Raw genomic sequence first — 14,559 nt, forward strand, 5'->3', positions numbered from 1 at the left:
TCACTGCAGCCACGTAGATAAGTGACACATGGCTTCCCCTCGGCATCGGAGCAGTGAGCTCAATCCTCATCTTATAGCTGAGGTACCCAGCAGCTCTTACATCTCCACCTGAGTACCCAGCTCGATCACCCTGTTCAACGGCAGTTTGAAATACTTGAGATTGCTGTTGGCATTCTTCAGCAGGAACGCGAACAGACTTTCGCGCCAACGTGCCATTCCAATGCGTTTGGTGGGGATCACCGTCTCCCTGCTGAGGAAATATGTGGTGCGCATCGGACTGAAATCCAGCGCATTCAGGGGACACAGACGTAACGCCATGGGCACATCCGGCTCCTCCATGAAGCCGAAGTGAAGGCTGACACGAAAGAACCCGTCGCCGTAAGCTTCAACCTCAAACCTTTTGTCAGCAGTAACCCGAGGGCTATCTTCGGAGACTACGGTGAGCAGCACCACCTGCTCGTGTAAAACCTGGTTATGCAGCAAATTGTGCAAGAGTGCATGGGGAACAGCATCGGCCCTGGCCGTCAGAAAAACCGCTGTTCCCTGCACCCGATGCGGTGGCTGCGAACGAATGCTGCCGATGAACAACGGCAGAGGAAGTGCGGTCTCGTCCAACCTCTCGACAATGATCTTTCTCCCGCGTTTCCAGGTGGTCATCAAAATGAACAGGCCGATGCCGGCAATCACCGGGAACGCCCCTCCCTGGAAAATCTTCGGTGCGTTGGCAGCAAAGTACAGACTGTCCACCAGCAAAAACCCGAGCAACATCGGGATAGCCAGCCAGCGCGGGGTTTTCCAAAGCAGAAGGACGACAGCGGAAGACAAGATAGTGGTGATCAACATGGTGCCTGTCACCGCGACCCCATAGGCAGCGGCCAAGGCACTGGACGACTCGAAACCTATTACCAGTAGCACGACACCGACCATCAACGCCCAGTTGACTGTACCGATGTAAATCTGCCCCTGCTCTTGGCTGGAGGTGTGCTGGATAAACATGCGCGGGACGTATCCCAACTGAATGGCTTGGCGCGTCAGGGAGAAAGCACCAGAGATTACGGCCTGAGAGGCGATGATGGTTGCGAGGGTGGAAAGCGCGACCATGGGCAACAGAGCCCAACCAGGTGCAAGCAGATAAAACGGATTTCGCACCGCCTCCGGGTTCTCCAGGATCAAGGCACCCTGGCCAAAATAATTGAGTACCAGCCCCGGCAACACCAAAATGAACCAGGCACGAGAAATCGGCTTGCGACCAAAATGTCCCATGTCGGCATACAGAGCCTCAGCCCCGGTCAATGCCAACACGACAGCACCCAAAATCGCCACACCGATGCCCGGATGAACCACAAAGAACTGCACAGCCCAAGCAGGGTTAAGCGCTTGCAGTACTTCAGGACGCTGCAAAATACCGTAAACCCCGAGCGCACCCAATACGACAAACCACAGCACCATGACTGGGCCAAACAGGATGCCGATTCGAGCCGTGCCATGTTTCTGTATCAGGAACAGCGCTACCAGCACTATCACTGACAACGGCACAACCCAATGCTCTATGCCGTCAAACGCCAGCTGTAATCCTTCGACTGCCGAGAGCACAGAAATCGCCGGGGTGATCATGCTGTCCCCGTAAAAAAGCGCTGCTCCAAACAGGCCGAGCAGCACCAGCACCTTGCTCATAAATGGATAGGGTGCTGCAGCGCGGCGCGCTAATGCTGTCAACGCCATGATGCCGCCCTCACCCTGGTTATTGGCCCGCAGGATGAACAGCACGTATTTGATCGAGACCACCCAGATCAGTGACCAGAAGATCAAGGACAAAATGCCCAGCACGCCGTCGTGGTTTACCTGAACTCCGTAGTGGCCGGAAAACACTTCCTTCAGCGTGTATAGAGGGCTGGTGCCAATGTCTCCGTAAACCACGCCGACCGCCGCGATGAGCAAGCCCACTCCAGACGTTTTCGATGGGGAGACTTCGTGTGCACGGGTCACAGTTTCACTCAAGGTTTGCTTCTCTCAAATTGCGAGGAGGAAGTACAGGCCATCCTTGGGCAATACTATTTGCCATGCGCCGGACGAGGCACATGGGAGAATGTAAAAATTCGCGGCCAGTATCGTTGCAGGCAAAAACACCTAGCGTAAAAAAACCGTAAAAATTTTATGGCAGATACGGCGGCAGTTTGACGTGACGTGAGTGACGGTCCACTTGGAGCGGCACCTTGAGTAATCGCTTTTTGAGCAGAAACCTTCGAAGAGCTGAGAGTTTCAGTGCCTGGTCTTCACCATGACGAACATCTTGATACGGTCGTGAATTTCTTGTAGCGCGTGCCGGAATGGGTCATGACGCTCACTGATAGTTGGATCTTCGAAATTCCACACGATCATCTCCCCAGACGTCGGCATTCGCGATGCTTCTTGCGAAGACTTGTCACACAGTGTAATGACATAGTGAAACTCCTGCCCCTCGAAATAATCTATCGATTTGCTACGTAAGCCATTGGTTTCTATGCCTATATGTTCAAGAGACTCCAGGGTTTGGGGATCAACTTGGCTAGGCTCGACGCCAGCGCTGTACGCTTCGAAGTTTGACGGGGCTGTGTGGCGAAGCAGAGCTTCGGCCAACACTGATCGGACATCGTTTTTGGCACAAACGAACAACACCCGTAATCTGTCAGCCATGCCTTCCTCCCCGCTTTAGTACTGATCTGATAATCCGGCAATGTTCAGTTAAGCAGCGTTTTGATCTCCCGGTTTCGACTCGATGGAATGCACTATTTCCAAATATTACAGCGCCCACACCATCCTTTTTCCTAAGAGAGAATCAGGAGTCAACCATAGGTAGCGCAGTAATGGGTTACGGGGGAAGCACTGCTGGAGCAGCTGCATAATGCAGCCCGTCCTGGAAAATCATTGCTTGAACCCGGAAAGGATGAGGGCCACCCCTCAAAACTCACAAGGTGTTGAAGACTGCATCATTCCCCGTGCGAGGACGATGATGTCTTCTGTCGACGATTTCGTGGCCCAGATCATTTCTTTGGAAGTCTCCCGCTGCAGAGGGCGCAAAAGGCTTACCGATCAAAAAAACAACACCCACAAAAAAGCCCGCTGACCGTCACCGGTTCAGCGGGCTCTCCAACAACGCTTCTACTTACAAAGCCATGTCACTTGCAGCATTAGCCTTCGGAGCAGCCTTCTCGGCGTCAGCCGGAACAACTACCGGAGCCGCTACTTGGCCAATCGCCGGTGGCGGGGTCAGTTGCAGCACCTTGGCGGTGTAGGCCCACTCTTCGGCGACTTTTTCAGGATTGCCGTTGAGCTGGGTGCCATAGCTCGGCACGATCTGGTGAAGCTTTTCCTGCCAGGCCGGGGAAGCGACCTTGTCCTTGAACACCTTCTGCAGCACGGTCAGCATGATCGGCGCGGCAGTCGATGCACCTGGGGATGCGCCCAGCAGCCCGGCGATGGAGCCGTCTTGCGAAGCAACGATCTCGGTGCCCAGCTTCAGCACGCCACCAGCGGCTTCATCACGTTTGATGATCTGCACGCGCTGGCCGGCTTGCCACAGGCGCCAGTCTTCAGCCTTGGCGTTCGGGAAGTATTCCTTCAGCGCGTTGAGACGATCTTCATCCGACAGCATCAGCTGGCCAGCGAGGTACTCGACCAGCGGGTATTCCTTGATGCCGACCTTGGTCATTGGCCACACGTTGTGCGTGGTCGTGGTGGTCAGCAGGTCCAGGTACGACCCTTCCTTGAGGAACTTGGTGCTGAAGGTCGCGAATGGGCCAAACAGGATCACGCGCTTGCCGTCCAGGACACGGGTATCCAGGTGCGGCACCGACATCGGCGGTGCGCCAACGGAGGCTTTGCCGTAGGCCTTGGCCAGGTGTTGCTCGGCGATTGTCGGGTTTTCGGTCACGAGGAACGAGCCGCCAACCGGGAAGCCGGCGTATTCCTTGGCTTCAGGAATACCGGACTTCTGCAGCAGGTGCAGGGCACCGCCGCCAGCGCCGATGAAGACGAACTTGGCGTCGGTTTCGAACTTGCTGCCGTCTTTCAGGTTCTTGTAGCTGACGCGCCAGGTGCCGTCTTCGTTGCGGGTGATGTCCTGCACTTCGCTGGACAACTTCAGGTCGAACTTCGGCGTGGTCTGCAGGTGCGCGACGAACTGGCGGGTGATTTCGCCGAAGTTGACGTCGGTACCGAGCGGCGACCAGGTGGCGGCGATTTTCTGTTTCGGGTCACGCCCTTCCATCATCAGCGGCACCCACTTGCTGATCACAGCCGGGTCTTCGGAGTACTGCATGCCGGCGAACAGCGGGCTCGCCTGCAGGGCTTCGTAACGCTTTTTCAGGAACTGGATGTTGTCGTCGCCCCACACAAAGCTCATGTGCGGAGTGGAGTTGATGAACGAGCGCGGGTTCTTCAGCACGCCTTGCTGAACCTGCCAGGCCCAGAACTGACGGGAGATCTGGAACGCTTCGTTGATTTCAACGGCTTTCGGGATCTGTACGTTGCCCTTGTCGTCTTCCGGGGTGTAGTTCAGCTCAGCCAGCGCCGAGTGACCGGTACCGGCGTTGTTCCAGCCGTTGGAGCTTTCCTGGGCCACGCCGTCGAGACGCTCGATCATTTCCATCGAGGTGCCAGGTTCCAGCTCATTGAGCCAGACACCCAGGGTTGCGCTCATGATGCCGCCACCGATCAGCAGCACATCGACTTTCTTTGCCTCTTCCGCGTGAACGGACGTGATCCCCATCGACAAAGCCAGCCCCAGCAGGGCCGTGTTGATTTTCTTAAACATCTGTAGCACCTATGATAAAACGCCATCCGCCCTGCCATCCGCAGTCTCGAGCCCCTTGATTCACGGCATTCAGGCAGGATGTCGTGGGTGCTCGCGCCGCAGGATTGGAGGGTGGGCACACAAGGCCGATTGACTGCATCGACCTCAGTTTATATGTCCCTACTGAACTGACTTTTTATCTTTATTAGCTTCAGCTGCTTGAGCGACAGTGATTCCGTTGGCGCGTCTCAGGGACACGCAAACTGAATGGATCGAACCAAGTAGTTGCAAAGAATATCACGTCAGGGCAAACCCGCGCGTCTGTTCCCGACTTGTTGGTCCGGCCGGGGGCGCTGGGGCCACTATACTCAGCGTGGTTTCCAGACGAGCCAGTGAGGAACGGTCATGAGCGACAAGCCCGATTTGCGCAAGTATTCCTCCCAGGTGGTGGACGGCGTGGAGCGTGCTCCGGGCCGCGCCATGCTGCGCGCCGTGGGTTTTACCGACGAGGATTTCAGCAAGCCGCAGATCGGCATCGCCTCGACCTGGGCGATGGTCACGCCGTGCAACATGCACATCGACAAGCTTGCGCTGGAGGTCGAACGCGGGGCCAACGCCGCCGGGGCCAAAGGGGTGATCTTTAATACCATCACCATCTCCGACGGCATCGCCAACGGCACTGAAGGCATGAAGTACTCGTTGGTCTCAAGGGAAGTGATCGCCGACTCGATTGAAACCGTGGTCGGTTGCGAGGGCTTCGACGGGCTGGTCACTGTGGGTGGCTGCGACAAGAACATGCCGGGTTGCCTGATCGGCATGGCGCGGTTGAACCGCCCTTCCATCTTCGTCTATGGCGGCACCATCCGCCCGGGCGCCGGCCATACCGACATCATCTCGGTGTTCGAAGCCGTCGGCCAGCACGCCCGCGGCGATATCAACGAGATCCAGGTCAAGCGGATCGAGGAAGTGGCCATCCCCGGCCCCGGTTCCTGCGGCGGCATGTACACCGCCAATACGATGGCCTCGGCCATCGAGGCGCTGGGCATGAGCTTGCCCGGCTCCAGCTCTCAGGACGCGGTGGGCAGCGACAAGGCTTCGGACAGTTTTCGCGCCGGCCAGCAGGTCATGGAGCTGCTCAAGCTGGACCTCAAGCCGCGGGATATCATGACCCGCAAAGCTTTTGAAAACGCGATCCGCGTGGTCATCGCCCTCGCCGGCTCGACCAACGCGGTGTTGCACCTGCTGGCCATGGCCCACGCCGTGGACGTCGAGCTGACGCTGGATGATTTCGTCGAGCTGGGCAAAATCTCACCGGTGGTGGCCGACCTGCGCCCCAGCGGCCGCTACATGATGAGCGAGCTGGTGGCCATCGGCGGCATCCAGCCGTTGATGAAACGTATGCTCGACGCCGGCATGTTGCATGGGGATGTTCTGACCGTGACCGGCAAGACGCTCGCCGACAACCTGCGCGACGTCGCCGATTACGTGGCCGGCCAGGACGTGATCCTGCCCTTCGATCAGCCGGTCAAGAAAGACTCGCACCTGGTGGTGCTGCGCGGCAACCTGGCTCCCGATGGCGCGGTGGCAAAAATCACCGGCAAGGAGGGCCTGCGCTTCGAAGGTACGGCCCGGGTCTATCACGGCGAAGAAGGTGCGCTGGCGGGTATTCTCAATGGAGAGGTCAAGGCTGGCGAGGTGATCGTGATCCGCTACGAGGGCCCCAAGGGCGGCCCGGGCATGCGCGAAATGCTCTCGCCGACCTCGGCGGTTATGGGCAAGGGGTTGGGCAAGGAAGTGGCGCTGATCACCGATGGCCGCTTTTCCGGTGGCTCTCATGGTTTCGTGGTGGGGCATATCACCCCGGAAGCTTTTGAAGGCGGGCCAATTGCGTTGATCGAGGACGGCGACCGGATCGTCATTGATGCCGAGACCCGGCAGATTACGGTGGACGTTTCTGCGGCTGAACTGACCAGGCGCAAGACCGGTTGGGTGCGTCCGGAGGCCAAGTACAAGCGCGGGGTGTTGGCGAAGTATGCAAAAACCGTGTCCAGCGCTTCGGAAGGGGCTGTTACGGACAAATATCTATAAACAAAATCAAAAGATCGCAGGCTTCGCCAGCTCCTACGGGTGTACACAATCCCCTGTAGGAGCTGGCGCAGCCTGCGATCTTTTGATCTTCAAACGCCGCCCGTCAGAGCCTGAACCGATCCACCGACTGCGACAACTGCCCTGCCAGGCTCGCCAGCTCATCAGTGGTCGAGGCCGTCTGGCCAATCACCCGGCTGTTGCCCTCGGACATCCCGGCAATCATCTCCACCTGATGGGCGATTTCGTTGCTGGCCAGGCTCTGCTCGCCAATGGTGCGAGTAATGTCGTTGACCAGTTGCGTGGTATTCAGCGTCGCATCGAGGATCTCGCGGATCGCGCGCTCGACCTCAGCGGTCACCGCCATGCCTTTGTCGACCTGCGCCACCCCGGCCTCCATGCTGCTGACCGCCTCGCGGGTGCTCTGCTGGATGCGCGCAACCATGCCGGCGATTTCCTGGGTGGAGGCGCTGGTGCGCCCGGCCAGGCTGCGCACCTCGTCGGCCACTACGGCAAAACCGCGGCCCTGCTCGCCGGCGCGGGCGGCTTCGATTGCGGCGTTGAGTGCCAGCAGGTTGGTCTGGTCGGCAATACCCTTGATCACCTGGATGATGCTGAAGATACCCTCGGATTCCTTGTCCAGGGTGCGAATGACCTGCGCCGACTGCTGCGCCGAACGCGCGATGCCATCCATGTCGCTGACCACCTGATGGATCACCCGCCCCCCTTCCTTGGCCAGGTTTTCTGCCTGGTTGGCCATGTTCAGCGCGCGTTCGGCGTGCCGGGTGATTTCCTCGATGCTCGCGGTCATCTCGCTGGCGGCGGCGGCCATGGTGCTGGCAGCGCTGCTCTGTTGCTGGCTGCTGTCGGCGACCTCGTGGCAGCCATGGCTCAATCGTTCGCTCATGCCGCTGACGCCGTGGGCATTGCTGCGCACCACCTCGATCATGCCGCGCAGGTCGCGCTGCATGGTTGCCAGGCTGCGGATCAGGGTGCTGGCTTCATCCTTGCCGGCAGGTTCAGTGATCGCCTCGCTCAGGTGACCATGGGCAATGCTGTTGGCTATACGACTGGCGGTTTGCAACGGCCCCATGATGCTCAGCATCACCCAGCGCCCCTGCACCAGCAGCAACAACAGGCTGGCGATCAACACGCCACCGAGGGCCAGGTTGGCGTTGCTGATCGCTTGCTGCGTGCCGGCGCTGGTCTGCTGGGTATCGGTTTCAATCAGCTCGCTGAGCGCGGCCATCTGGTCTTCGAGCTGGCTGAACGCCGCGTTGAAAGTACCCAGTTGCTGTTGCGCCGCCTGCGGATCGTCCAGTGCCAGCCCGACAATGCGCTCGGCTGCACTGATATAGGTGTCGAGGCTGGGCTTGACCTGATTCAGACCGGCCTTGATGGTGGCGTTGACCGGCAGCTTGAGGTTATTGCCCAGCACTTCGCGAAAATGCGCCGCGTGTTCATCGATGGAGCTGCGCACCTCGGCCTTGCTGCTGGTGCTTTTACCCAGACCGACCAGCATTGCCGACAACACATCGGCGCGCAGGGCGTCATGCATCATGTCCGCTTCGAGGTGGTTGCGCAGCGCCGCCATGCTCACTTCATTGTCATTCACCGCCCCCGCCATCTGCGTGTTTCCCAGATAACTGACCAGGCTCATGATCAAGGCCGTGAGCAGGCCTGTTCCAATCAGCAGTATCAAGCGTAATTTTATCGACACTCTGTGCATCCCCGATCAGTTGGGCGCAGCCATGCGCGGATGGCTGTTCTGATCAGGTTATCGACCGCGCCAAGCGGTAATTGAAGGCTATTTGCAAACGAGTGTTTTGATCCTTTTAGACAAATCCATGACGCTAAACAGCCGGATAAACAATTTTCAACCAGGGCCAGCGCTCCTGATAGCTCAGGGCCTTATGTTCGAACAGATCAAACTGGTGGTTCACCGGATTGATCCGCAACAGCCCTTGCTCAACATCACTCAAACCATAAGGCGCATACACCTCGGCGCTCAGTACATCCACGCCGATGCAGGTGCCCTCGATCAGGTAGCGGTCAATTCCATCCTTCGCCGATTGCAGCTGGGGATACGCCCCGCCAAAGCGTTCGCCGTACCACAGGTGAACCCGTGCCTGATTCTTGATTTCGATGTTGAGGTCAAGGTCGTGAAACAGCGCCTTGGCGGCCAGGATGACCTCGTTCTCCGCCTCCCACGACAGGTCGTCGTCAAAGTAGAAAACGTCGTAGTCCTTGACGCCCCACGCGGCGGGCTTTGCGTCGTGATGGTTCCACACCGCCTGGAACAGGCAGCCCGCAGTGAGCATGCACTGATTGAGGCCTAGAGACGGCAAACGCTCGAGGATCTCGACGTTGGCCGGGTTGGTCCTGGCGATTTCCATCAATCGAGCGTGGGTCAGTGTCATTGTGAACTCCTTGTCAGCCATCGGATCCCTGAAAGCACGACAATACAACAAACTGACCTCAATGGATGATCAAGGGTAACGTCACCACGAACTCACTGCCCTGCCCGTCGCCTTCACTGCGACCGGTCACGCGGCCACCGTGGGCCTCGACCAGCTCGCGCACCACCGTCAGGCCGATGCCCAGGCCGGCGCCGTTGAAGCCGACGGCATGAATGTCCTGCACGAACGGCTCGAAGACAAACGGCAGCGCCTGGGCGGAAATACCGATGCCGCTATCCCGAATGCAGATGATCAGGTTGTGGCCCTGGACCGTGACCTCCAGGGTAACAACGCCGCCTGCGGGGGTGTACTTGGCGGCGTTGCCCAGCAGGTTGCCGAGGATTTGCGTCAGGCGTATGGCATCGCCGTTGACCGTCAGCGGCTCCCCCGGCAATTGGGCCGTGAACTGCAGATGATGATCGGTCATCACTGACCGGCACACTTCGACGGCGTCTTCGATGATCGGGACGATATCGACCCGGCAGCAGTCCAGGCGCAGCTTGCCGGTGCTGGCGCGGGAGACATCGAGCAAGTCCTCCACCAGCCGCGACATGTGCTTGACCTGCCCCTCGATCAGTTGCTGCATGCGCGGCAGCTCGGCGCTGGGTACCCGTGCCAGGCGACCGGCAATCATGCTGATCGGCGTCAGCGGGTTGCGCAACTCGTGGGCCACCAGGGCCAGAGTGTTGCGTTGCTGCAGCAGCGTCTGTTCGGCCAAGGCTTGCAGTTGTTGCGCGCTCAGGGCGGCAATCACCAGTTGCTCGTTGGCTTCGCGCATCTCCAGGAACAGCTGCTGTTCGCGATCGGTACGCCGGCTCTCTTCGGCATCCGACTGCGCCGACAGGATCGCCAGCACCAGTTGTTGATTGGCCTCGATCAACTGCTCGACCTGCTGATTGTCCATCAGCTGGGTGTTGGCGTCGCTCAGTTCCTTTTGCAGGGCCACCAGTACCGCTCGCGCCTTGACGGTTTTCTGACCCAGCAGGAACAATTCGTGAGCGGCATTCGCCAGCGCTTTTTCGTCCCGGCCATCAGCCCCGTTCATGATACTCCCTCATCCATTGTCGAGGCCCGTGTGCCGCCGCGTCGGCCGGCCCCCGAGCAAACCTTCCTGATCCGGCAAACGATCGCCGATCTGCAGCCCATCGTTGTTTATGCTGTACAGGCGCAGCTCGTCGGAGTGCGGGCTGGAGCGCACCTTGACCACTGCCATGATGCGCAGCAAGCGGCTCTGCACTTCGATGTAGCGCTGCACGATGATCGCGTCGGTGAGAAATGCCGTGCCATAAGGGCTGAATCGCAGGTCGGTGTAACGATCTTCCAGCTCCGACGTCATCAACACGCTGACCCCGGCGCCGGTCAATGCCGTGACCATCCGCGACAGCGACTCGCGAAAGTCTTCGCGGAAGGTCGGCGCCAGCGCCAGCTCGAATCCTGACAGTGAATCAATCACCACCCGGGTCGCTTTCAGTCGGCGGATTTCACTGAGCAGCAAGTGCACGATTTCATCGATCGACAAGTCCGGCGCTCGGCTGTCCACCAGGCCCACCTGCCCCGCCTCGATCAGGCGTGCCAGGGTGGCGTTCTGCGAATAGTTGGGACGCTGCTCAAAAACTGCGATCACGCCGGTCTCGCCATTGCGCGCACCTTCGGCAAGGAAGGTCGAGGCGAGAATGCTTTTGCCCGAGCCCGACGGCCCGGCCACCAGCAACGAATAGCCCCGAGGCAGGCCCCCGCCCAGCATCTCATCGAGTTGCGGCACGCCCATCTTCAGGCGCTCGCCGGTGAGTGCGCGCGGTGCGTCGAAATGCTCGGTGGCCACCGGCGCAAAGACCTTGATCCCCGAGGTGGCGATGCGGAAGGTGTGCAACCCTGGCAGCGTCGGCTGGCCGCGCATCTTCATGATCTCCATTTTGCGCACCATGGAGTTGCGCTGCACGCTCTGGCGCAGCCAGATCAGGCCATCGGCCACGGTGAAAATCGGGTTGGTGTCGGTTTCGGTGAAATACTCGCCAATCAGGAAGGTCGTCGCCTGCCAGGTGGTCATCAACATGCCCAGTTGCTGGACGAACTGCGGCAGGTTGTTGTTCGGGTTGTCCTGGGTCTGGCTGGCCAATACCACCGAGCGGAACGAGTCGACAAACACCAGGGCCGGCGAGTGGGTTTCCACTTCGCTGACAATGCGCCGCAGCACTTCGTCCAGGTCGCCAGCGAGGGTGTCGTCCATCAGGTTGATGTAGCGCACCGAGTGATTGATCGCTTCACTGTCGAAGAAGTCAAACTGCTGCTGGTAGCGCAGCATCTTCAGCGGCGGTTCGCCTAACACGGTGAAAAACAGCGCCGGGCGTTCCGGGGTCGCCAGGGCAAACATCATCTGATGGGCCAGGGTGGTCTTGCCGCAGCCAGGGGGGCCGGCGATCAGGTTGAACGAAAATTCCGGTAATCCTCCGCCCAGCACCTCGTCCAGTCCTGGCACGCCCGTGGCCAGACGGTTGATCGTTACTTTGGTGCTCATGGCGAAATTTCCTGCGAAGGGGTGTCGCTCAGGGAAGGTCCCCACACGTCACGAAGCAAACGTGCGGTGAGCGAGGGCCCGATCAGCGTGATCAACAGCTCGTAGAAGGTGGTCAGCATGACTTCGCTGAAGAACAACGCATCGGCATCGTTCTGCTCGACGAGCAGCGACTTGAGGGCAAGCACATCCAGCGAGGCCTGCAGACTGTCGTAAGTGCCGGCGAGACGCGGGTGTCTGGCGACGCAAAGATGCAGGCTGCGGCGGTAAAGCGCGACAACCCCCTGCTTGCCAATGATCGGCGTGAGGGCTGCGTCCATATCCTGCATGGTGGTGACAAGCGCCTGGGCAATCCTTGCGGAGTCGGCGTCGGGACCCACACGGTGCGCCAGAGAAGCTACGATCTGGCGGCTCTCTTCGCTTTGCGTGGCCATGGCAAACTGATATCTGATGAACAGTCCTTGATAGTACACCCTATGGACGCGCGGGGACTCAATTAACGGCACGGCTGGCGAGTCGCGCCGCAGACGCTGATGATTACTCGGACACTTGGCGACTCGCTTGATCTATAGACGCAAGAAGTCTATAACTTGGTCTATAGATTAACGCAGAGGTGAATTTCATGGCAATCGCCCTTCCCGCACAGGCATTTTCCAAGGATCAATGTGTAGCCGGCCTGCGCGCAGCGGTCGGCATCATTGAGAAATGGGCGGCTTCGAGTGAACAGGCATGCCGGATCCTGCGAATCTCGCGCAGCACCCATACCCGCGCCAAACAGCGCGACCCCGACTGGTCCGTGGCGCTGGATGCCGACCAGATGCAGCGCATCAGCTTTGTCCTGAACATTCACGCGGGACTGCGCCTGGTGTTTGACAACCCGGAAAATGTCTATGGTTTCCCGGCCATGGCCAATCACAACGAATTCTTCAACGGCCGTTCGCCCCTGGAAGTCATGTCTCAGGGGGACATGATTGCGCTGTATGAGACGTTCCGCCGCATCGATGTGCTGCGAGGCGCGCAATGGTGACGCTGAGCCGCTTGCCCAGCCTTGTCGGCCAGCCGGTGCAAGCGTTTCGACTGGTCAATTCGAAGTTCCCGCCGATCAACCTGTTTGATGACGTGGCCGACGCGCAGGAGTTCGAGGCGCTTTACCAGATCCAGGCGCTGACCAATCCCCGACTGAGGAATGAGCTGGGTCAGCTCGAGATGATCCCACGCAGCGAAATCCCCTTCGGCATTCCTGGCTGCTCCTATGCGACGGCGCCCTTCACCCACGTCAATCCGGCCGGCTCGCGGTTCAGCGATGGCAGCTTTGGCGTGTTGTACCTGGCAGGTTCGATGGAAACCGCCCTGGCCGAAGTGCAGCATCACCAGAGCCTGTACTGGTCCAAGGTGCGGGGGCTGAACTATGAGCGGTTTGTCTTTCGCGGTCTGGCCTGTTCCTTCGTTGAAGCCGCGATGAAAGATGCGACGGCCATCGCGATGAAAGACCCAATCTACGCGCCCGACAATTACGCGGCATCCCATCGCCTGGGCAAGGCCGTCAAGGAAGCCGGCTGCCCCGGTCTGCGTTACCAGTCGGTGCGTCTGCGTGGGAACCACTGTTGGGCGCTGATGACGCCCAGGCCGGTCTCGTCGATCGTACAGACCGCCCATTACGAGATGATCTGGAACGGGCAGATCACCGGGGTCAATCAGATCCGCGAGGCGTGATCAGTCCAGTAGCTCACCCCGGCAGGACGATGTAATCGTTACCCTGAACAACCCCGCCATGCTCACCCTCGACCAGGTGCACATAACGCCCAGCCACCAGATCAATCGGCAGGCAATCATCGACGTCCATCAGCGCATCGGTATGCGCTTGGCTCCAGTGCCTCGGCATCTGCCGCTTGCCCTTGGCAGCCGCTTCCTTCCTGTTGCGGGCAACCACCAGCAAGTAATGGTGAGCCTCACCAAACACCGCCGATTCATAGCCGCCCAGGTTGATGAAGTACAGTCGCGGCGAGTCCGCGGCGGGTGCCAGCGGACTCAGTTCGACCTTCCAGCCCTCGACGCCCTCCACGCGCATCCACGAGTCGATATGCACGCCAGCGGGACTGCCAAACCAGCCATGGCGCAACTGCGGATAGGTACCTTCCAGAGTATCAGCAACAGCGAACACAACATCGTGGACCTCAATCCTGGCCCGGGGATGTTTGCCCCCCAGCATTACCACAAACAGCATCATCGTCCTCCCGCTTGCACCTAGTCCTCAAAGCGATCCGAACTAGCCCGATCACGTTCATAGTGCCTCGCCAGCGCAAACCTGGGCAACCAGGCCTCGCGGCGGCAAGTCCAGCTTTCGTAGGTGGGTTCGAGTTGGTCAGGCGCATCCAGCGATCCCAGGTTCACTTCGACCTCATCCGCGGTACGGGCGAACACCGATGAGCCACAGCGCGGGCAGAAAAATCGCCCGAGATAATCACGGGTTTCGCCCTGAACGCTCACCGCATCTTCAGGAAATATCGCCGACGCATGAAACAGCGCCCCATGGTGCTTGCGACATTCCAGGCAATGACACAGACCGACCCGGTAGGGCCGCCCCGTCGCCTCGATTCGCACATTGCCGCACAGGCAACCGCCAGTGAACCGGTCCATGTTGCATCTCCTCAGTAGCAGCTCCAGGAAGCTCAAGACAGGCACTTCCCCACCCGCCATCGGCTGTGTACCATCAGCGAGGGCCGATGCTGCCC

13 protein-coding genes and 1 pseudogene are annotated in these 14,559 nt (G+C 59.4%); 3 read left to right on the plus strand and 11 right to left on the minus strand.

Annotation, left to right across the window (positions count from 1 at the left end):
• Positions 1–96: 96 nt before the first annotated feature.
• The 3 genes from ACYZTK_RS03240 to mqo all read right to left on the minus strand — a co-directional run bounded on the left by ACYZTK_RS03240 (position 97) and on the right by mqo (position 4,792).
• Complete coding sequence (locus tag ACYZTK_RS03240; protein ID WP_462013111.1) at positions 97–1,998, minus strand: potassium transporter Kup; 1,902 nt, start codon at positions 1,996–1,998, stop codon at positions 97–99.
• Between the two features lie 261 nt (positions 1,999–2,259).
• The gene (locus ACYZTK_RS03245) at positions 2,260–2,673 is read right to left on the minus strand and encodes an arsenate reductase ArsC (protein ID WP_462013112.1); all 414 of its coding nucleotides are present in this window, start codon (positions 2,671–2,673) and stop codon (positions 2,260–2,262) included.
• A 469-nt stretch (positions 2,674–3,142) separates the two neighbouring features.
• A complete protein-coding gene (mqo, locus tag ACYZTK_RS03250) occupies positions 3,143–4,792 on the minus strand; it encodes a malate dehydrogenase (quinone) (protein WP_462013113.1) in 1,650 nt (549 codons plus the stop codon).
• A gap of 384 nt (positions 4,793–5,176) precedes the next feature.
• On the opposite strand from mqo, the gene ilvD reads away from it, so the two are divergent.
• Entirely contained in the window at positions 5,177–6,859 is a 1,683-nt protein-coding gene (ilvD, locus tag ACYZTK_RS03255) for a dihydroxy-acid dehydratase (protein WP_462013114.1), read from the plus strand.
• 103 nt (positions 6,860–6,962) lie between these two features.
• On the opposite strand, the gene ACYZTK_RS03260 is transcribed toward ilvD, so the two are convergent.
• The 6 genes and pseudogenes from ACYZTK_RS03260 to ACYZTK_RS03285 form a co-directional block, all read right to left on the minus strand.
• Entirely contained in the window at positions 6,963–7,826 is an 864-nt protein-coding gene (locus ACYZTK_RS03260) for a methyl-accepting chemotaxis protein (protein WP_462014846.1), read from the minus strand.
• A gap of 42 nt (positions 7,827–7,868) precedes the next feature.
• Positions 7,869–8,585 (minus strand): annotated as a pseudogene (locus ACYZTK_RS03265) (MCP four helix bundle domain-containing protein); the annotation flags it as partial.
• A 124-nt stretch (positions 8,586–8,709) separates the two neighbouring features.
• On the minus strand, positions 8,710–9,276 hold the full coding sequence (locus ACYZTK_RS03270) for a nucleotidyltransferase family protein (protein ID WP_462013115.1): 567 nt from the start codon (positions 9,274–9,276) through the stop codon (positions 8,710–8,712).
• A gap of 58 nt (positions 9,277–9,334) precedes the next feature.
• Complete coding sequence (locus tag ACYZTK_RS03275; RefSeq protein WP_462013116.1) at positions 9,335–10,360, minus strand: sensor histidine kinase; 1,026 nt, start codon at positions 10,358–10,360, stop codon at positions 9,335–9,337.
• A gap of 9 nt (positions 10,361–10,369) precedes the next feature.
• Positions 10,370–11,830 (minus strand): ATPase domain-containing protein, encoded by a 1,461-nt coding sequence (locus tag ACYZTK_RS03280; protein WP_462013117.1) that lies wholly within the window; start codon positions 11,828–11,830, stop codon positions 10,370–10,372.
• The gene (locus tag ACYZTK_RS03285; protein WP_462013118.1) at positions 11,827–12,261 is read right to left on the minus strand and encodes a hypothetical protein; all 435 of its coding nucleotides are present in this window, start codon (positions 12,259–12,261) and stop codon (positions 11,827–11,829) included. The genes ACYZTK_RS03280 and ACYZTK_RS03285 overlap by 4 nt, the downstream gene beginning before the upstream one ends.
• A gap of 188 nt (positions 12,262–12,449) precedes the next feature.
• On the opposite strand from ACYZTK_RS03285, the gene ACYZTK_RS03290 reads away from it, so the two are divergent.
• Together ACYZTK_RS03290 and ACYZTK_RS03295 are read left to right on the plus strand one after the other, a co-directional pair.
• Positions 12,450–12,854, plus strand: coding sequence for a hypothetical protein (locus ACYZTK_RS03290; RefSeq protein ID WP_462013119.1), 405 nt, complete (start codon positions 12,450–12,452; stop codon positions 12,852–12,854).
• Positions 12,848–13,540, plus strand: coding sequence for an RES family NAD+ phosphorylase (locus ACYZTK_RS03295; RefSeq protein WP_462013120.1), 693 nt, complete (start codon positions 12,848–12,850; stop codon positions 13,538–13,540). The genes ACYZTK_RS03290 and ACYZTK_RS03295 overlap by 7 nt, the downstream gene beginning before the upstream one ends.
• Positions 13,541–13,553: 13 nt before the next feature.
• On the opposite strand, the gene ACYZTK_RS03300 is transcribed toward ACYZTK_RS03295, so the two are convergent.
• Positions 13,554–14,051, minus strand: coding sequence for a DUF1543 domain-containing protein (locus ACYZTK_RS03300; RefSeq protein WP_462013121.1), 498 nt, complete (start codon positions 14,049–14,051; stop codon positions 13,554–13,556).
• Positions 14,052–14,071: 20 nt separating this feature from the next.
• Positions 14,072–14,464 carry a GFA family protein gene (locus ACYZTK_RS03305; RefSeq protein ID WP_462013122.1) on the minus strand — a complete coding sequence of 131 codons (393 nt, stop codon included), beginning with the start codon at positions 14,462–14,464 and terminating at the stop codon, positions 14,072–14,074.
• Between the last annotated feature and the right edge of the window lie 95 nt (positions 14,465–14,559).

The organism is Pseudomonas sp. LB3P31 (assembly GCF_054897945.1).